The sequence below is a fragment of the Ferrimonas sp. YFM genome (genome assembly GCF_030296015.1).
Taxonomy (GTDB): domain Bacteria; phylum Pseudomonadota; class Gammaproteobacteria; order Enterobacterales; family Shewanellaceae; genus Ferrimonas.
Genome location: NZ_AP027368.1, coordinates 22953 through 41044 on the forward strand (window position 1 = coordinate 22953; position 18092 = coordinate 41044).

Here is an 18092-nt window from a genome sequence, read left to right on the forward strand (position 1 = left end):
GACTAATATTAATCCGAACGCGGCGTTTTGTTAAGCAGTGCCAGATCCCGATTCAACCAATTCTTACAAATTCTCCTTAAAAAAGTGTGATCTTTCTCCATAGATGAGAAGGTGGGCAGACCTATATCATCCATTAGTCGAGATTTGCCCAGAATGGCGGAGGCCAAGTGAAGCGTTTTTTAATTTTGTATATGAGCCGTGGTGGACACACCGCACGGGTAGCCCGGGTCGCAATGGAGACCATCCGCGAGCAGGGGCATCAGTGCGACATGATGGATATTGTCGAAGCAACCCATGAGCCGGTGGACTGGGACAGCTATGATGTCGTGGCGCTCGGGGCGCCGGTGCTCTACGGTAACTACGATAAGCGCTTTATGCAGTTCGTGGCCGATCACCAGGAACAGATTCAGGCGAAGCCCAACAGCTTCTTTAACCTCTCCGTGGTGGCGCGTACCCCAGAGAAGGCCACGGTAGAGGGCAACCGCTACATGCAGAAGTTCCTGGAGTTGTCCCCATGGAAGCCTCAGGATCTGAAAGTGATTGCCGGTAAGGTGGATTATCCCGCCTGGGGGACCCTGGACACCCTGATGATTCAGATGATCATGAAGATGACCGACGGTCCCACAGACAAGAATTCGGTGATCGACTACACCGACTGGGAGGATGTGAAGGCCTATGGCCGTCACCTGATTACCCTGGCAGGCTAAGTCCAGGGGCGGAGCACCTCAGGTCATCTCTATGGTGCCCTAGTAACGCCAGAAGGAGGGCAGGAACAGCACGGCGACCGTGATGATCTCCAGCCTTCCCAGCAACATTCCCAGGCTGAGTGCCCACTTGGCCGAATCCGGCAGGCTGGCAAAGTTGCCAGCCGGGCCGATCACTTCGCCCAGCCCCGGTCCCACATTGGTGACCGCCGTAATGGAGCCCGTCAGGCTGGACACAGGATCCACCCCAACCAGCACCAGGAACAGGGCCAGCACTATGATGGTGGCGATAAACAGAATGGAGAAGCTCACCAGGGAGCGGACAATGTCTTCGCTGATGGTGCGCCGGTTATAGCGTTGAGGAAACAGCGCCGACGGATGGATCTGCTGCTTCAGCGCCTTATGCAAAATGGCGCCGGCCAGCTGGAAGCGGAAGATCTTGATGGCGCCCGAGGTGGAGCCTGAGCAGGCACCCACAAACATCAGGAAGAAGAAGATCACCCAGGCCGCCGGGCCCCAGGCACTGTAGTCGGTAGAGGCAAAGCCGGTGGTGGTCACCACGGACACCAGATTGAAGCTGGCCAGGGTGAGGGCCTCGAAGAAGGGCAGCTGCTGTTCGTTGCTGAGCCACCAGCCCAGGGCCAGGGAGGCCAACACCACAAAGCTCAGGTAGCCCTTCACCTGCTGATCATTCCAAACGCTGAAGGAGCGCATGTGCACCATCTGCAGGTAGATCAACATCGGCAGGCCGCCTAGGAACATGAACAGGGTGCCGTTCCAGTGGGCCAGGGTGCTGAAGTGGGTCATGGAACTGTCGGTGGTGGAGTAGCCGCCGGTGGACAGGGTGGTCATGGCGTGGTTTATCGCCTCGAACGGGGTCATCCCCGCCAACAGGTAGCCGATGCAGCACAGGCCGGTCAGCAACAGGTAGACCTTGACCAGGCCCCGGCCAATCAGTTGGGTGCGAGGCATCCATTTATCGGACCAGTCTGAGGACTCGGTGCGAAACAGCCGCATCCCCCCCACGTTCAACATGGGGAAGATGGCCACCCCCATGACGATGAAGCCGATCCCCCCCAGCCACTGCAGCAGTGAACGCCAGATCAGGATGGACCAGGCGGTGTCATCCAGGCCGGACAACACAGTCGAGCCTGTGGTGGTGATCCCCGACATGGTCTCGAAGAAGGCGTCGGTATAGCTGATGCCGTGGTAGAAGGTAAAGGGCAGGGCCGCAAACATGGACACGATGATCCAGGTCAGGGTGGTGAACAGGTAGAGATCCCGGGTGCTCAACGTCAGGTGGCTGCGGTAGCCATTGCTCACCGCCACCAGGGCGGCGATGGCGGTCAGGGAGGCGGATTTAAAGAAATCCTCGGCCAGTCCTTCGCCGTGATAGAGGGATACCCCCGCCGGGACCAGCATCAATCCGGCGACCACCGCCAGAAAGAGCCCCAGCAGGAAGGAGAGTGGCCTGATATTGATCATGATTAAAGTCTAGATAAACAGCGCACTGGGCTGGAACAGTTTCTCGACTTCCGTGATGTACTTCTTATCCACCAGGAACATGATCACATGGTCGTCCGCTTCGATAACGGTGCGGTCGTGGGCGATCAGTACCTGTTCCTTGCGGACGACGGCGCCAATGGTGGTGCCGGGCGGCAGCTTGATGTCCTGAATCTGTTTGCCCACCACCTTGGAGGTGCTCTCGTCTCCGTGGGCGACGGCTTCGATGGCCTCAGTGGCACCGCCGCGCAGGGAGTATACGTTGGTGATGTCACCCTGGCGTACGTGGGTCAGCAGCGAGCTGATGGTGGCCTGTTGAGGGGAGATGGCGATGTCGATGTTGGCGTCCTTCACCAGGTCGACGTAGGCCTCCCGCTGAATCAGTACCATCACCTTCTTGGCGCCCAGTCGCTTGGCCAGCAGGGCGGACATGATGTTGGCTTCGTCGTCGTTGGTGACGGCGATGAACACATCGGTCTGGTTGATCTGTTCTTCGTTAAGCAGCTCCTGATCCGAGGCATCCCCATGGAACACCGTGGTGGAATCCAACCATTCGGACAGGGCGGACGCACGTTCGCCGTTGCGCTCAATGAGCTTCACTTCGTGGTAGGGCTCCAGGGCCTTGGCCAGGCCGAAGCCGATGTTACCACCACCGGCGATCATGATGTGACGGTAGCTGGATTCCAGCTCCTGCATCTCACTCATCACCGCGCGGATGTGTTTGGAGTCGGCAACGAAGAACACTTCGTCGTCCGCCTCGATCACCGTGGTGCCCCGAGGCAGAATGGGGCGCCCCTGACGGAAGATGGCGGCAACCCGGGTGTCGATGTTGGGCATATGCTCACGCAGGGCGGAGAGGGCGTTCCCCACCAGGGGGCCACCATAGTAGGCCTTGACCGCCACCAGGCTGACCCGGCCTTCGGCAAACTCCACCACCTGCAGGGCGCCGGGGTACTCAATCAGGCGACGGATATAATGGGTCACCAGCTGTTCCGGGGCGATCAGCTCATCGATGAAGAAGCGGCCGCGGCAGTCGTTGCCCTGGCCGCTGCGTTGAAACAGCGCCTCCTGGCGCGCCATGAACTGCTCGGAGCGGATTCGGGCGATCTTGGTTGGCGTACCATAGAGGGTGTAGGCCAGATGGCAGGCCACCATATTGGTTTCGTCGGAGTTGGTCACGGCAATCAGCATGTCCGCGTCCTCCGCGCCCGCTTCATGCAGCACACCCGGATGGGCAGCGTGACCATGAACCACCCGCAGATCGTATTTATCCTGCAAAGAGCGCAGGGTGACCTGGTCGTTGTCGACTATGGTGATGTCGTTGTTTTCGCCAACCAGGTTTTCGGCCAGCGTGCCGCCCACCTGGCCGGCTCCGAGAATGATGATTTTCATCTGCTAATTCAGTGCTTTTTGGTCATTCTGGCGTAGTAGAAACCGTCACCGCCGTCGGGACGGGGCAGCAATTGCCAGCCAGGTTGGTCACTGGTGTCTTCCGGATTGATGCTAAGCAGCATAGCATCCGGCACCTGTTGAAGAAATGTCTTGATCTGGTTCACATTTTCTTCAGGAAGTATGGAGCAGGTTGCGTACACCAGGGTGCCGCCGGGCTTGAGCATTTTCCAGCAGGCGTGAAGGATGCGCTGTTGCAACTGGGCCAGGGTGTCGATGTCGCTCTCCCGGCGCAGCCATTTGCTGTCCGGGTTGCGGCGAATCACGCCGGTGGCGGAGCAGGGGGCATCCAGCAGGATGCGGTCGAACTGTTGCCCGTCCCACCAGGTGTCGGGGTCGGCACCGTCTCCGGCCACCAGGGTGGCGGTGAGACCGAGGCGGTCCAGGTTCTGTTGCACCCGCTCAAGGCGGTTCTGGTCGATGTCCAGGGCCACCACTTCGTCCAGCTGTGGCTGATACTCCATCAGGTGGCAGGTCTTGCCTCCCGGCGCGGCACAGGCATCCAGCACCCGCTCTCCGGGGCGAGGATCCAGCAGGTAGGCGGACCACTGGGCCGAGTGGTCCTGGACGGACACGCTGCCCTGATCGAAACCGGGAAGTTTGGTGACGTCCATCCCCTGGGTCAGGCGCAGGGCATTGGGGCTCTGGCCGGCGACCGCGTCGATGCCCAGCTCTTCGAGAGCATCGAGGAAGGTTGCCCGGGTCTGCTGGCTGGCGTTGTTGCGCAGCCACAGCGGGGGGTGTTGATTGTTGGCCTCCAGGATCTGCTGCCAGCCTTGTGGGTAGGCGTGGCGCACCCGCTCGATGAACCAGCGGGAGTGCAGATAGGTGCGGCTGTCGTCGTCGAAACGTTGCTGCTGCACCTGCTCCAGTTCGCGACAGAAGCGGCGCATGACGCCATTGACCAGCCCGGAAAGGCCACCTGCCTTGAGCTGGCGGGTGGCCTCAACGGTTTCGGTAACGGCGGCGTGCTGCTTCACCCTCATGTGTTTGAGCTGATACAGCCCGGCCAGCAACAGGCAGTGAATGATGCGTTTCTTGCCCTTAAGGGGGTTATCCAGGCAGGCCAGAACCTGGGTGTCCAGCACCGGCAGCTGACGCATTACGCCGTAACAGATCTCCGCCAGCAGTCCCTTGTCCTTAGGGTTGGCAAGGTGCTGCTGAGCCTGGGGCAGACAGGTGGCCAGGGACTGGCCTTTGTCGATCACCTGTTCGATGACCCAGGCGGCCTGGGCACGAGTGTTGCGTTTGCTCATGACAGCAGAGTCCCGGTTTCAAACCACTCTTTGCGGGCGTTCAAGACGTCGGTGGCGGCCATCGCCTTCTTACCTGGCAGCTGGATGGTGTCCAGCTTCAGGGCTCGGTCGCCGCAGTTGACCACCAGGCCCTGCTTGTCCGCCTGGATAATGGTGCCGGGCTGACTGTCGTTGCCCTCGACCACACTGGCTTGCCAGAGCTTCAGGCTGTTGTCTCCCGCTTCAAAGTGGCTGACAGGCCAGGGATTGAAGGCGCGAACGCAGCGCTCGATGAACTCGGCGCTCTGAGTCCAGTCGATGCGTGCCTCCTCTTTGGAGAGCTTCTCGGCGTAGTTGGCCAGGCTGTCATCCTGCTTCTCTGCCTTGGCGGTGCCGTCGGCGATCTGGCTCAGGGCCTCCAGCAGACCCTGGGGGCCCAGTTGTGCCAGCTTGTCATACAGGGCCGCCGAGGTGTCGCTGGTGTCGATGGGCAGCTCCACCTTGTGCAGCATGTCGCCGGTATCCAGGCCCTCGTCCATCTGCATGATGGTGACGCCGGTGACCTCATCGCCGGCCCAGATGGAACGCTGGATGGGCGCGGCACCGCGCCAACGGGGCAGCAGGCTGCCGTGAACGTTGATGCAGCCCAGCTTAGGGGTCTCCAACACCACTTTGGGCAGGATCAGGCCGTAGGCCACCACCACCATGATGTCGAAATCCAGGGCGGCCAGCTCCTGCTGGGCCTCCTCCTGGCGCAGAGACTTGGGTTGGTAGACCGGGATGTCGTGCTCCATGGCCAGAGTCTTAACCGGGCTGGCGGTCAGCTTCTTGCCTCGGCCGGCAGGGCGGTCGGGCTGGGAGTAGACGGCCACCACCTGGTGGTCGCTGTGGATCAGCGCGTCCAGGTGACGCGCGGCAAAATCCGGCGTACCGGCAAACACTATCTTCAGGGGGTTCAAGGCCGTCTCCTAGGCGTGGCGGGCATCCAGTCGGGCTTGCTTTTCCAGCTTCTGGCGGATGCGCTGGCGTTTCAGCGGGGACAGGTAGTCCACAAACAGCTTGCCGTTGAGGTGATCCATCTCGTGCTGAATGCAGATGGAGAGCAGCTCATTGGCGTCGATGGTGAAGGGGGTACCGTCCCGGTCCAGCGCCTTGATGGTCACGGTTTCATAACGGTCGACCTTGGCGTAGACGCCGGGCACGGACAGGCAGCCCTCTTCGTTGGTGAAGGAGCCGCTTTGATTGCTCAGCTCTGGGTTGATGAACACCATGGGCGCAGACTTGTCTTCGGAGTGATCCATTACGATCACCTGTACGTGGCGATCCACCTGGGTAGCAGCCAGGCCGATGCCCTTCTCTTCGTACATAGTTTCCAGCATGTCATCAACAAGTTGCTGGAGGTCGCCATCAAATTCGGTCACCGGTTTGGCAACCGTTCTCAGGCGCTCGTCCGGGAAACGCAGGACTTGCAAAGTAGCCATGTTTCTCTCGTCTTCAAATCTGTAAAAACACTCAACCTGATTATACTTAGGTTGTCATTGGCTCAATTTTAACTGTTTGCCGAGGTCATGAACAGGCACAGGCGAAACGGTTATAGGTCGACAAGGATGTTGAATGCGCCGAACCTTTCTGATGCTTTTTCTTATCCTCGCCATTCCCGGGTGGGCCGACGGCCTCTCCCTTCGTCCGGGTGCTCCTAAGATATATACGGTAAAACAGGGGGATACCCTTTGGGACATCTCGGGTCTCTATCTGGACGATCCCTGGCTCTGGCCCAGGCTGTGGCAGGTGAACCCGGCCATCGCCAATCCCCACCTTATCTACCCTGGCGATCGCCTGTTGCTGACACTGGTAAATGGGGTGCCGGTGCTGAGGCGTCAGAGGGGGAGGGATTCCTCACTCCCTCTGCCGACCCTGGACAGGGCCCTGATTGGCCCTCTGTTGGATCATGTGGCGGTACTCAGCCCTGAGGCCCTGAAGCAGGCTCCTGTGGTGGAGTCCGGCAGTCGCAACTCTCTGAGGTTTGTTGCTGGAGATACCCTGTACCTCAGCGAGGCGTTGCCAGCGGGCGGAGAGTTTGGGGTGTTTCATCATCGCCAAAGCCTTATCGACCCCGACAATGATGCGCTGCTGGGGGAGGAGATGGTGCTGGTGGCCACTGGGGTGGCCGACGGTGCGGGACACCTCAAGCTGATACACAGTCTGCGCGAGGCGTCTGTGGGCGAGCCGTTGTACGCGCTCTCCCAAATAAAGGCGCAACCGCTGGTGTTTCCCCTGGAGCCGGCAGAGCCCGGCACCGAGTTGCCCTTGCTGGCGGCACCGAACCAGGCCAGTGAGGTGGGGCCTGGGGAGCTGGTGTATCTGAGGCGCAGTGAACAGCTGAAGCCGGGCAAACTGTTGACGGTGGTGCACAGTCCAAGGGCGGAAGCCAGGTTGACCCGTGGAGAGCTGATGGTGGTGCGCTGCTATGAGCGGGTGTGCCTGGCCCTGGTGACCCGAGCGGGGCACCCCTTGCAGATGGCCGATCGTGCGGTCACTCCGGAGGGGCGATGGCGTCTTCTTTGACCGATTGGCTGGCCCTGGAGCTGGCCAGGGGGGTGGGACATGGTGCCAAACTGTCGTTGTTGGAGGTGGCGCCGGTCGAGATCCTGCGTCAGTGGGCTCTTGCCGGGGATCTGCCCGGTGGCCACGATGAATTCGCCCAAGCCCTGGCCTATCCGGATCGTCGGCGCCTGGATCTCGCTCTGAGTTGGGCCGACGGGGATAACCGACAGATTTTGACTATGGACCACCCTGGGTACCCTGAGGCGCTCAGGCAGATAGCCGATCCGCCCCTGCTGTTGTTTGTCCAGGGCAATCCGGCGCTGTTGGCGGGCCCGGCACTGGCGGTGGTGGGCAGCCGCCGGGCCACTCCCGCTGCGCTGGAACGCACCCAGCAGTGGTGCCGGGGGTTGGCCGCCGAGGGGTGGGTCATCGTCAGCGGCCTGGCGGAGGGGATAGACGGTGCTGCCCATCGTGGGGCCCTGGAAGGAGGAAAAACCTTGGCGGTGACGGGGTGTGGTCTGAGTCGTTGCTATCCACGTATCCATAACAGGTTGCAGAATGAGATCGCTGAAAAGGGCGCGGTGGTGTCCACCTTCTGGCCGGACATGCGTCCCCACAAGGGGTGTTTTCCCAGGCGCAACCGGGTGGTCAGCGGCCTGTGCTACGCCACCTTGGTGATGGAGGCCGGGCTGAAATCCGGCTCCCTGATCACCGCCCGACTGGCGGCCGAACAGGGCAGGGAGGTGTTTGCGGTGCCCGGCTCGGTGGACAACCCTCAGGCCCAGGGCTGTCATTTTTTGATTCAGCAGGGTGCCAAACTGGTCTCTGCCCCGGTCGATATCTTTGAGGAGTTGATGCCGCAGTTGCCAAGGCGGCCTCAGCCAAGGATTCGCCCCCAGGCACCGGAGTTGCCTTTGCCCAGGTTGTTGGATAGTGTGGGCTATGAGGCCACTCCAGTAGATGTAGTGGTGGCTCGGAGCGATTTGCCAGTAGATGTTGTGCTAGAGCAACTGTTGTTACTGGAGTTAGAGGGTCGGGTCACGCAAGTGCCCGGCGGTTACATCCGGCTTAGGGGAGGGTAGCGCATGTTCGACATACTGATGTACCTGTTCGAGACCTATGTCCAAAGCGATGTTGAGTTGTTGTTGGATCGCGAAGAGCTGACGGAAGAGCTAAGTCGTGCGGGTTTTAAGTCAGAGGAGATTGGCAAGGCATTAATCTGGATTGAGAAGCTGGCGGCGTTGCAGGACGGCACTGACCAGCCCTATCTGTACACTAACCCCAACCACAGTCTTCGCGTCTACACAGAAGCGGAGCAGATCCGACTGGACACCGCCTGTCGCGGGTTCCTGCTGTTCCTGGAGCAGATCCAGGTGCTGAGCGGAGAGACCCGAGAGATGGTGATCGACCGTGTGATGGAGCTCGATGGTGAGCCTCTGAGCCTGGACGATCTCAAATGGGTGGTTCTGATGGTGTTGTTTAACGCCCCCGGCAACGAAGGTGCCTATCGTCAGATGGAGGACCTGGTGTTTGAAGAGCCCGAGGGGATGATCCACTAAGCCAGAACAAGAAAGCGGCACCTTAGCGCCGCCGTCGGAAGGGGAGGGCCACAGGAGCCCTCTTTTTATTTGTCTGTATTACAGGTGCAGATGAGCGTCGCTTCGAGCCAGGTGTGCTGGCTTGAGGTAATCCCTGTAGCTGTAGCGGTTCTCCTTGCGAGGCACAGGGGTGGCGGCCAGCTGCATGGGAACGGTTTCCAGGGGCATGGCATCCACCAGGGTGCTGAGCCACTCATTGAACCCCTCCTGATTCTCCTCGGCGAAGGCCAGCAGGGCCTCGTCATAGGAGCTGAAGTCGTTCTGCTTCAGAGCGCGCCCCAGTGCCTGCAGCGCCTCCCGGTCGTTCTCGCAGAAGTAGCGCACCGCCAGGTAGCTCCAACGGTAGGTACGATCCAGGCCGTCGTGGTAATGAGTGGAGAAGATCTCCTCCAGAGAGGGCCAGCTGCCGACACCATAGTCCCGAGCCAGGGTGAGGGCCTGATCGTTGTCCCGCCCCTTGGAGACATACTCAGCCATCCCTTCGGCCCACCACACCATCTTTTCCGGAAAGTGGCCAAACCCGCCGTACTTGACGAAACGGCCATCCAGATAGTGGATGTACTCATGGTTCAGATTCCAGACCTGAAACTCCTCCTTCCACCAGGCGCGGTAGGCGTAAAAGGTGGCCTGATTGTTCTGCTCGTCCGGGTTGCCCTCGATGTACATGCCACCGTTGTCGGTATTGATGTCATAGAGCAACTGACCGTAGGCGTTGTACTGGCTCCAGTTCTTGAAAACCACCACCTTGAGGGCGTCGTTGTGGTCGTTGGCTACCGGCTGTTGATTGGTGGCCAACAGCATGTGGAAGTCCTGCTCCTGAGAGGTGAGACGGCTGCAGGTCTGCTCCAGCTCCTCCAGAGTCAGATCCTGAGCGCGAATGTAGAGGCTGTCGGAGCATTGATGCTCGATGGGCAGAACCTCTTCCTCTTTCGGCAGGGTGCACAGGTCGCCATAGTCCTGGGTGCAGGCTTGCTGCCCCAGGAAGGCATTGACCAGGAAGCCCATGGTAAAGGCCTGGCCAGCTTCGGCGCCGCGAATGCTTTGATCGTCGCGGGCCACCTGGGCCACACGCTGCTCGGTCAGCAGGCGAATCTCTTCGGGTTGATTCAACTGCCACATGGCCAGTGCCCAGTAGGCATTTTGCTGGGCCCAGTCACCAGAAGGGCGCTGGGCGCCGTTGCTGGCGGCGAAACGGAGCAGGGCGTCGTCCAGATCGCTCTCCAGCAACTGCTCTTTAAGAGGACTCTCTGGTACTCGGCGCACTGACTCCAGCAGCATGCCGGCACCTCGCAGTAGCTCCCAGAGGGCATAATCCTGGATGGCGGAGCCACTGCCGGTCTGTTCGAAGGAGGCCAGTTGCTGTGCCATCAGCTCCGGAATGGAATCCAGGTCCTGGCCCATGCCATCCTGACGATAGTAGCGATACACCAACACTGCCCACTGCTCCAGCAGCTCGGGAGTGCGGCGATCCAGAGATTGACCCAGAGTGATGATGCCGTGATGCAACTGCTTAATCTGCGCATCGTCGATAAGGTCTACATCGGCAAAATAGCTGTAGGCGCGCAGATACTGAAGTTGGTTGAACAGGGCTTGGCGGTTGCTTATGGGGTCAGCGGCCATGGCTGAAACGGCTGCGATGCTGCGTGCCAGCTGATGATCATTGATGACCTCGGCGTCGCCGCGGTTCGCCAGGGAGAGATCCACGGAGTTGGTGATGACGGCTTGGGCGTTCTCCTGGGTGCCGGCGCAGCCAAACAGCAGGGTTGCCGCGGCAAGACAAAGAGAGACACTCTTCAATTTCATCACCAGATACTCCTCTACAAAAGTTTGCATACAGATCTAAATGAGGTTTCAGAAGCCAATTCAGGGTAAACACCGTGCCCCCCGCCTTGGGCACTGGTACTATATTCAAGCACCCTGGGTGTGTCGATGATTGTTCATTTTTTGAGCGGAAAAGTGTGACGTGAGTAGAATTGATGACGGTTTGTTCAATGCCCATGAGCATGCCCTGGAGCGGGAGTACGAGGTTTGCCCCCAGTGCGGGTCCGAACTGCATATTCTCAACGGCAAGCGCGGCCAGTTTCTTGGATGTCAGAGTTACCCCGCCTGTGACTACAGCAGACCGCTGAGCCATAAAGAGGTGGGCATCATCGAAGTGATGGAGGATCAGCCCTGTCCCCAATGCGAACGCCCCCTGGCGTTGAAGTCCGGTCGATACGGCATCTACATCGGCTGCACCGGCTATCCTGAGTGCGATTTTATCGTCCGCGAAGAGGAGGAGGACTCCGAGGTGGTGTGTCCGGATTGCGGCAAGGGACATCTGCTTCACCGAAGTGGTCGTTCGGGAAAACCTTTCTATGGCTGCAGTAACTACCCAAAATGTAAATATGTGGTAAATGCCCCGCCGCACGAGCAGAAATGCCCGGATTGTGGTTGGGGCATCCTGGTGGAGAAGCGTCTCAGGGGCGAATTGAGATTAATTTGTCCGCAACGAACCTGTAAATATCGGGGCAAAGCGATATAATCGCTCGCGAAGTACCCTACCCATAATAAAACGGTATAAAAAGGAAGTACCACAATGACCACACCCTTTGTTGCTGTACTCATGGGGTCAGATTCCGATCTGCCCGTAATGCAGTCCACTCTGGACGTCCTCAAGAGCTTTGATATTCACTTCGAAGTCAAGGTGACCTCCGCACACCGCACCCCTGCGGCGACTCACGCCTATGTGAAGGATGCCGAAGAGCGCGGTTGCAAGGTGTTCATCTGTGCTGCAGGCCTGGCCGCTCACCTGGCTGGTGCCGTAGCCGGTATCACCACCCGCCCTGTCATCGGTGTGCCTATCGATGCTGGCCCACTTCAGGGCCATGACGCACTGCTCTCCACCGTAATGATGCCTGGTGGCGTGCCCGTAGCCGCGGTGGCCATCGGTAAAGCCGGTGCCAAGAATGCCGGCTATTTGGCCGCTCAAATGCTGGCGGTTGCCAGCGAAGAGATGGCTGAGCGGGTTAAGGCGGATCGTCAGAAGAACGCCGAGGCTGTTATGGCCAAGGATGCTGCTCTGCAGGAAAAGCTGGGCCGCTAATCCATGAGTAAGTGCATTACCCCCCAGCAAGGGGCCGAGATGATGACCGACGGCGGCGTGATTGCCTACGCCACTGAAGCGGTATTTGGCCTGGGGTGCGACCCCGACAATGGGGATGCGGTAATGCGCTTGCTGTCCATAAAGCAGCGTCCGGTTGAGAAGGGGCTGATCTTGCTGGCGGCGGATGTCGACCAGCTCAGCCCCTATGTGGATTTCGATGCTCTCACCGATGCCCAGCGACAGCGGGTATTGGACAGCTGGCCTGGCCCCTATACCTGGGTGGTTCCGGCCAAACCCGGTATCCCGAAGTGGATTACCGGCCAATTTCAATCTGTGGCGGTTCGGGTAACCGGCCACGCCCAGGCGGCCGAACTGGCTCGCCTGTTCGGCAAACCCCTGGTGTCTACCAGTGCCAACCTGACCGGTGAAGAGCCGGGCCGGAGCGTTGCTGAGGTTCAGCTGGCTCTGGAAGGGCTGCTGGACGGGGTTGTCGACAGTCAAACCGGGGAATCTCTTGCCCCATCTACCATCAGAAATGCCATCACCGGCGAGACTCTGCGCGCCGGCTAACGTCGACCGAGGGAACCATGGAACAACGGATTGAGCAGGTACGTCAGTTTTTGCTGGCGCTGCAGGACAGTATTTGTGCCAGTCTGGAGCAGGCTGACGGCAAGGCAAAGTTTGTCCAGGATGAGTGGCAACGTGCCCAGGGGGGCGGAGGCCGCAGCCGTGTCCTGGCCGAAGGCGAGGTATTTGAGCAGGCGGGGGTTAACTTCTCCCATGTGTTTGGCGACCGCATGCCTGCGTCAGCCACCGCCCAGCGCCCAGAGCTGGAGGGGTGTCACTTTCAGGCCATGGGCGTCTCCCTGGTGATCCATCCCAAAAACCCTCATGTGCCCACCTCTCACGCCAATGTACGCTTCTTCATCGCCCAGAAAGAGGGGGCGGAGCCTATCTGGTGGTTCGGTGGTGGCTTTGACCTGACCCCCTTCTATCCGGTGGATGACGATGTGCTGCACTGGCACACCACCGCCCGGGATCTGTGCCTGCCCTTCGGCGATGACATTTACCCCAAGTACAAGAAGTGGTGTGATGAGTACTTCTTCCTCAAACATCGGGGTGAGACCCGGGGGGTCGGAGGCCTGTTTTTTGATGACCTGAATGAGCCTGGATTTGAGCAGAGCTTTGCCTTTATGAAAGCCGTAGGCGAAGGCTTTATCCCTGCCTATGATCCCATCGTGGCTCGTCGAAAGGACACCCCCTTTACCGAAGCGCAGCGACAGTTCCAACTGTATCGCCGTGGCCGCTACGTGGAGTTCAATCTGGTGTGGGACAGGGGGACCCTGTTTGGGCTGCAGTCCGGCGGTCGTACCGAATCGATCCTGATGTCCATGCCGCCGCTGGTGCGCTGGGAATATCAATATCAGCCGGAGGAGGGGAGCGCAGAAGCGAAGTTGTACAGCGATTATCTGCGCCCACGCGACTGGATCTCTGAGCTGAGTTAGTCCTCATTCACATTGCGCATATGGTCTGCAAGGGGGATAAGGGCTTTGAGTATCGCCTGACGTCCCTCTTTGTGACTGACCGTGTCGTTCAGTGCCTTTCGCATGCAATCCAGCCACTGATCTCTCTGCGCCTTATCTACTCGGAAGCTCAGGTGTCTGGCCCTGAGCATGGGGTGGCCATGAGCCTGTTCGAACAGTGGCGGCCCACCTAACCAGCCTGACAGAAACATAAACAGCTTGTCGGCACTCTCAGCCATGTCATCCGGATGCTGTTGTCTCAGTGGCCGATACCTGGCGTCCTCCTGCATCAGCTGGTAGAAGCGGTCGGCAATGGCGCGCACCACAGGTTCCCCCCCAATGAGTTCATAAGCACTGGCGGGCTCTGCCGCCTCTTGCTTGCGGCCGACCAGGCGGCGTATAACAGATAGCATTCCTTTCCCTCTTACAGATAACGACGCCAATGGACAGATACGCCGTATTCGGTCATCCCATTAAACACAGTAAATCGCCGCTGATTCACGCCCGCTTCGCCGAACAGACGGGGCAGCAGCTTAGTTATGAGGCGATTCTAGCACCTCTGGATGGCTTTACTGAGGCGGTTGAGCAATTTAGAAGCGCCGGCGGTCAGGGAGCCAATGTGACCCTGCCGTTCAAGCAACAGGCCGCAGAGCTGTGTGATTCACTGAGTGAGCGTGCGCGCCTGGCGGGTGCGGTGAACACCCTTTATTGGCAGGAGGGCAAACTGTGCGGTGATAATACCGATGGCGAGGGCCTGGTCAGGGATCTGCTCAAGCATAAGGTGGCCCTGGCGGGTAAGCGGGTCTTGGTACTCGGTGCCGGGGGCGCGGTACGCGGCGTCATTCCTGAGCTGATGGCGGCCCAGGTGGGCGAGTTGGTGATCGCCAACCGCACCGCAACCAAGGCGAAGGAGTTGGCGGCGTTGTTTCATCACCTGGGTCAGGTCCAGGGAGGCGGCTTCGATGAGGCCGAGGGTGCCTTTGACCTGATCATCAATGGTACCTCGGCATCGCTGTCGGCGACCCTGCCGCCCCTGAAGTCAGAGATGCTGGCGGAGAGAGGAAGCTGCTATGACATGGCCTATGGTGACAAACCCACGGTATTCCAGCTTTGGGCTGAGGACGCCGGGGCGGTCATCAATCTTGCCGGCTTGGGGATGCTGGTGGAGCAGGCGGCGGTCAGTTTTGAGATTTGGCGGGGGGTGTCTCCCTCAACGGATGAGGTCTATGATCTGCTTATGGCCCAGCTGGGAGAGGCAAAATGAATCAGCAGATACAGTTTAATGATCAGCTTCAGGTGGATATGCAGCAGCATCACCTGAGCTTTACTGCGTTGGTGGCGGGTCAAAAAGTGGGGTGCTATATCGCGTTACCGGCATTGGCGCACCTGGCAAACGCCGAGATCACCACTCAGGAGCAGGCGATCCAGGCGTTTGAACAGCACAGGTTTGATCTCGAAGATGAAGCGGAAACCCTCATCGAAGAGGAGAACTTTGATGCTCAGGGCCGGATCTGGTTACAGCATCCGGCCATCTGATAGCTACTCCTGGTTCAGGTACTCATTCTTCAGTTTCACGTAGTTTTCTGCTGAAACTGCCAGGAAAGCACGTTCTTTGTCATTCAGGGGACGTGCTTGTTTGGCCGGACTACCCACATAGAGAAAGCCGGACTCCAGGGTCTTACCCGGAGGCACCAGGCTGCCGGCACCCAGGATCACATCGTCTTCAATGATGGCACCGTCCAGAACGATGGCGCCCATGCCCACCAGCACCCGATCCCCGATGGTACAGCCGTGGAGCATTGCTTTGTGGCCTACGGTCACGTCCTTGCCGATAAGCAGGGGATAGCCATCGGGGTTGGACTCCCCTTTGCGGGTGACGTGCAGTACGGTACCGTCCTGAACGTTACTGCGATCGCCGATGCGGATGTGGTTTACATCGCCCCGGGCGGCCACCAGAGGCCAGACACTGACATCTTCGCCTAGGGTGATATCACCGTATAGGACCGCACTGGTATCGACGAAGGCGGTGACCGGTACTGTCGGAGTAATGTTATTGAAAGACTTAACTGCCATAAGATGCTCCCTAAATGCCCAGTTTGACTGCTTTGTCGTCCATGCTGGGGGTTTTGTGAACAAACGGGTTTGTAACACCATAATAGCGCTTGTCAGGATAAAATAACCCCCTATAATGCGCCTCCGTCGACAGGGCAAAACGGCTGAAAACGCCGCTTTGACTGAAGACTCTAGGTCAAAATCGGATTTATGAAGAAAATTTCAAAATTCCCTTGACTTAGATGCTGGGGAGCGTATCATTCGCATCCCGCTACGGTAGAAAAATCGTGGCACGCTCTTTAACAATTAGTCAGACAATCTGTGTGGGCACTCGCGCAGGATTGATATCTCATATATCAATGTTGCACTGAGTGACTATAACAAGTTAATTCAGTAATTCATTGAGTCGGAATTTTCGGATTCCAAAAAACTTTTTAATTGAAGAGTTTGATCATGGCTCAGATTGAACGCTGGCGGCAGGCCTAACACATGCAAGTCGAGCGGAAACGACAACAAAGATTCTTCGGATGATTTGTTGGGCGTCGAGCGGCGGACGGGTGAGTAATGCTTAGGAATTTGCCCAGTCGAGGGGGACAACAGTTGGAAACGACTGCTAATACCGCATACGCCCTACGGGGGAAAGAGGGGGATGCTTCGGCACCTTTCGCGATTGGATAAGCCTAAGTGAGATTAGCTAGATGGTGAGGTAATGGCTCACCATGGCGACGATCTCTAGCTGGTTTGAGAGGATGATCAGCCACACTGGAACTGAGACACGGTCCAGACTCCTACGGGAGGCAGCAGTGGGGAATATTGCACAATGGGCGCAAGCCTGATGCAGCCATGCCGCGTGTATGAAGAAGGCCTTCGGGTTGTAAAGTACTTTCAGCGAGGAGGAAAGGTTAACGGTTAATACCCGTTAGCTGTGACGTTACTCGCAGAAGAAGCACCGGCTAACTCCGTGCCAGCAGCCGCGGTAATACGGAGGGTGCGAGCGTTAATCGGAATTACTGGGCGTAAAGCGCATGCAGGCGGTCTGTTAAGCGAGATGTGAAAGCCCCGGGCTTAACCTGGGAACTGCATTTCGAACTGGCAGACTAGAGTCTTGTAGAGGGAGGTAGAATTTCAGGTGTAGCGGTGAAATGCGTAGAGATCTGAAGGAATACCAGTGGCGAAGGCGGCCTCCTGGACAAAGACTGACGCTCAGATGCGAAAGCGTGGGGAGCAAACAGGATTAGATACCCTGGTAGTCCACGCTGTAAACGATGTCTATTAGGAGTCTGTGCCCTTGAGGCGTGGGTTCCAAAGCTAACGCATTAAATAGACCGCCTGGGGAGTACGGCCGCAAGGTTAAAACTCAAATGAATTGACGGGGGCCCGCACAAGCGGTGGAGCATGTGGTTTAATTCGATGCAACGCGAAGAACCTTACCATCCCTTGACATCCACGGAAGCTTTGAGAGATCGAAGTGTGCCTTCGGGAACCGTGAGACAGGTGCTGCATGGCTGTCGTCAGCTCGTGTTGTGAAATGTTGGGTTAAGTCCCGCAACGAGCGCAACCCTTGTCCTTAGTTGCCAGCGCGTAATGGCGGGAACTCTAGGGAGACTGCCGGTGATAAACCGGAGGAAGGTGGGGACGACGTCAAGTCATCATGGCCCTTACGGGATGGGCTACACACGTGCTACAATGGTCGGTACAAAGGGTTGCGAGCTCGCGAGAGTCAGCCAATCCCATAAAGCCGGTCGTAGTCCGGATTGGAGTCTGCAACTCGACTCCATGAAGTCGGAATCGCTAGTAATCGTGAATCAGAATGTCACGGTGAATACGTTCCCGGGCCTTGTACACACCGCCCGTCACACCATGGGAGTGGGCTGCACCAGAAGTCATTAGCTTAACCTTCGGGAGGGCGATGACCACGGTGTGGTTCATGACTGGGGTGAAGTCGTAACAAGGTAGCCCTAGGGGAACCTGGGGCTGGATCACCTCCTTACGAAATAGATACGGTTTTGCGTTGAGTGTTCACACAGATTGTCTGACGAAAGATAAGAGTTTCGATGGGTCTGTAGCTCAGCTGGTTAGAGCGCACGCCTGATAAGCGTGAGGTCGGTAGTTCAAGTCTACTCAGACCCACCAATCTTTCCCTTAAGATTGGGCATCGAGAACCATGATGGGGCTATAGCTCAGCTGGGAGAGCGCCTGCTTTGCACGCAGGAGGTCAGCAGTTCGATCCTGCTTAGCTCCACCACTTCTCCTTTGAAACTCAATATCTGGCAAGAAGCCAAAGCTAAATACCAGTATTTACCTTTGGCTTTTTTTGGGCCTCGGCCTGAATAAGCATGCTCTTTAACAATTTGGACAAGCTGATAATTTCTCGAGATATTTGCAATTTTTGCAAGTGC

Annotated in this window: 18 protein-coding genes, 2 tRNA genes and 1 rRNA gene; 13 read left to right on the forward strand and 8 right to left on the reverse strand. The window is 58.2% G+C overall.

Features of this window, described 5'->3' with window-relative positions; all coding sequences use genetic code 11:
- Window positions 1-167: 167 nt before the first annotated feature.
- On the forward strand, window positions 168-707 hold the full coding sequence (gene hemG, locus QUE41_RS00090) for a menaquinone-dependent protoporphyrinogen IX dehydrogenase (RefSeq protein WP_286341006.1): 540 nt from the start codon (window positions 168-170) through the stop codon (window positions 705-707).
- Window positions 708-746: 39 nt separating this feature from the next.
- Here the strand turns inward: hemG and QUE41_RS00095 are convergent, their stop codons facing one another.
- From QUE41_RS00095 to def, 5 genes are read right to left on the reverse strand one after another with little or no spacing between them, the layout of a single operon-like run.
- Window positions 747-2189 (reverse strand): TrkH family potassium uptake protein, encoded by a 1443-nt coding sequence (locus tag QUE41_RS00095; RefSeq protein WP_286341007.1) that lies wholly within the window; start codon window positions 2187-2189, stop codon window positions 747-749.
- 9 nt (window positions 2190-2198) lie between these two features.
- A complete protein-coding gene (trkA, locus tag QUE41_RS00100) occupies window positions 2199-3599 on the reverse strand; it encodes a Trk system potassium transporter TrkA (RefSeq protein WP_286341008.1) in 1401 nt (466 codons plus the stop codon).
- An 8-nt stretch (window positions 3600-3607) separates the two neighbouring features.
- Window positions 3608-4912, reverse strand: a complete 1305-nt coding sequence (gene rsmB, locus QUE41_RS00105) for a 16S rRNA (cytosine(967)-C(5))-methyltransferase RsmB (protein ID WP_286341009.1) — start codon at window positions 4910-4912, stop codon at window positions 3608-3610.
- Complete coding sequence (fmt, locus tag QUE41_RS00110) at window positions 4909-5850, reverse strand: methionyl-tRNA formyltransferase (protein ID WP_286341010.1); 942 nt, start codon at window positions 5848-5850, stop codon at window positions 4909-4911. Before fmt ends, rsmB begins: the two co-directional genes overlap by 4 nt.
- A 9-nt stretch (window positions 5851-5859) precedes the next feature.
- On the reverse strand, window positions 5860-6372 hold the full coding sequence (gene def / locus QUE41_RS00115; RefSeq protein ID WP_286341011.1) for a peptide deformylase: 513 nt from the start codon (window positions 6370-6372) through the stop codon (window positions 5860-5862).
- 133 nt (window positions 6373-6505) lie between these two features.
- On the opposite strand from def, the gene QUE41_RS00120 reads away from it, so the two are divergent.
- The 3 genes from QUE41_RS00120 to QUE41_RS00130 are packed head-to-tail and all read left to right on the forward strand — an operon-like array spanning window position 6506 to window position 8994.
- Window positions 6506-7456, forward strand: a complete 951-nt coding sequence (locus tag QUE41_RS00120) for a LysM peptidoglycan-binding domain-containing protein (protein WP_286341012.1) — start codon at window positions 6506-6508, stop codon at window positions 7454-7456.
- Window positions 7441-8517, forward strand: a complete 1077-nt coding sequence (gene dprA / locus QUE41_RS00125) for a DNA-processing protein DprA (protein ID WP_286341013.1) — start codon at window positions 7441-7443, stop codon at window positions 8515-8517. Before QUE41_RS00120 ends, dprA begins: the two co-directional genes overlap by 16 nt.
- A gap of 3 nt (window positions 8518-8520) precedes the next feature.
- Window positions 8521-8994 (forward strand): DUF494 family protein, encoded by a 474-nt coding sequence (locus QUE41_RS00130; protein ID WP_136854402.1) that lies wholly within the window; start codon window positions 8521-8523, stop codon window positions 8992-8994.
- Between the two features lie 78 nt (window positions 8995-9072).
- Here QUE41_RS00130 and QUE41_RS00135 read toward each other — a convergent pair whose 3' ends face one another.
- Window positions 9073-10836 (reverse strand): collagenase, encoded by a 1764-nt coding sequence (locus QUE41_RS00135; RefSeq protein ID WP_286342994.1) that lies wholly within the window; start codon window positions 10834-10836, stop codon window positions 9073-9075.
- Between the two features lie 160 nt (window positions 10837-10996).
- Between QUE41_RS00135 and QUE41_RS00140 the strand changes: the two genes are divergently transcribed.
- The 4 genes from QUE41_RS00140 to hemF are packed head-to-tail and all read left to right on the forward strand — an operon-like array spanning window position 10997 to window position 13623.
- The gene (locus QUE41_RS00140) at window positions 10997-11557 is read left to right on the forward strand and encodes a DNA topoisomerase family protein (protein WP_286341014.1); all 561 of its coding nucleotides are present in this window, start codon (window positions 10997-10999) and stop codon (window positions 11555-11557) included.
- A 54-nt stretch (window positions 11558-11611) separates the two neighbouring features.
- On the forward strand, window positions 11612-12118 hold the full coding sequence (gene purE / locus QUE41_RS00145; RefSeq protein ID WP_136854400.1) for a 5-(carboxyamino)imidazole ribonucleotide mutase: 507 nt from the start codon (window positions 11612-11614) through the stop codon (window positions 12116-12118).
- A 3-nt stretch (window positions 12119-12121) separates the two neighbouring features.
- A complete protein-coding gene (gene tsaC, locus QUE41_RS00150) occupies window positions 12122-12688 on the forward strand; it encodes an L-threonylcarbamoyladenylate synthase type 1 TsaC (protein ID WP_286341015.1) in 567 nt (188 codons plus the stop codon).
- A 17-nt stretch (window positions 12689-12705) separates the two neighbouring features.
- Entirely contained in the window at window positions 12706-13623 is a 918-nt protein-coding gene (gene hemF, locus QUE41_RS00155; protein WP_286341016.1) for an oxygen-dependent coproporphyrinogen oxidase, read from the forward strand.
- Here hemF and QUE41_RS00160 read toward each other — a convergent pair.
- On the reverse strand, window positions 13620-14054 hold the full coding sequence (locus QUE41_RS00160) for a group II truncated hemoglobin (RefSeq protein ID WP_286341017.1): 435 nt from the start codon (window positions 14052-14054) through the stop codon (window positions 13620-13622). The two genes, hemF and QUE41_RS00160, sit on opposite strands and share 4 nt — an antisense overlap.
- Window positions 14055-14083: 29 nt before the next feature.
- On the opposite strand from QUE41_RS00160, the gene aroE reads away from it, so the two are divergent.
- Window positions 14084-14905 (forward strand): shikimate dehydrogenase, encoded by an 822-nt coding sequence (aroE, locus tag QUE41_RS00165; protein ID WP_286341018.1) that lies wholly within the window; start codon window positions 14084-14086, stop codon window positions 14903-14905.
- Window positions 14902-15177 carry a DUF1488 family protein gene (locus QUE41_RS00170; RefSeq protein ID WP_286341019.1) on the forward strand — a complete coding sequence of 92 codons (276 nt, stop codon included), beginning with the start codon at window positions 14902-14904 and terminating at the stop codon, window positions 15175-15177. The genes aroE and QUE41_RS00170 overlap by 4 nt, the downstream gene beginning before the upstream one ends.
- 3 nt (window positions 15178-15180) lie before the next feature.
- Here the strand turns inward: QUE41_RS00170 and QUE41_RS00175 are convergent, their stop codons facing one another.
- On the reverse strand, window positions 15181-15714 hold the full coding sequence (locus tag QUE41_RS00175; RefSeq protein WP_286341020.1) for a gamma carbonic anhydrase family protein: 534 nt from the start codon (window positions 15712-15714) through the stop codon (window positions 15181-15183).
- Window positions 15715-16128: 414 nt separating this feature from the next.
- Here QUE41_RS00175 and QUE41_RS00180 point away from each other — a divergent pair.
- From QUE41_RS00180 to QUE41_RS00190, 3 genes are all read left to right on the forward strand, one after another.
- A 16S ribosomal RNA gene (locus QUE41_RS00180) occupies window positions 16129-17683 on the forward strand.
- 66 nt (window positions 17684-17749) lie between these two features.
- Window positions 17750-17826, forward strand: a tRNA-Ile gene (locus tag QUE41_RS00185).
- Window positions 17827-17862: 36 nt separating this feature from the next.
- Window positions 17863-17938 (forward strand) — tRNA-Ala (locus QUE41_RS00190).
- The last annotated feature ends 154 nt before the right edge of the window (window positions 17939-18092 follow it).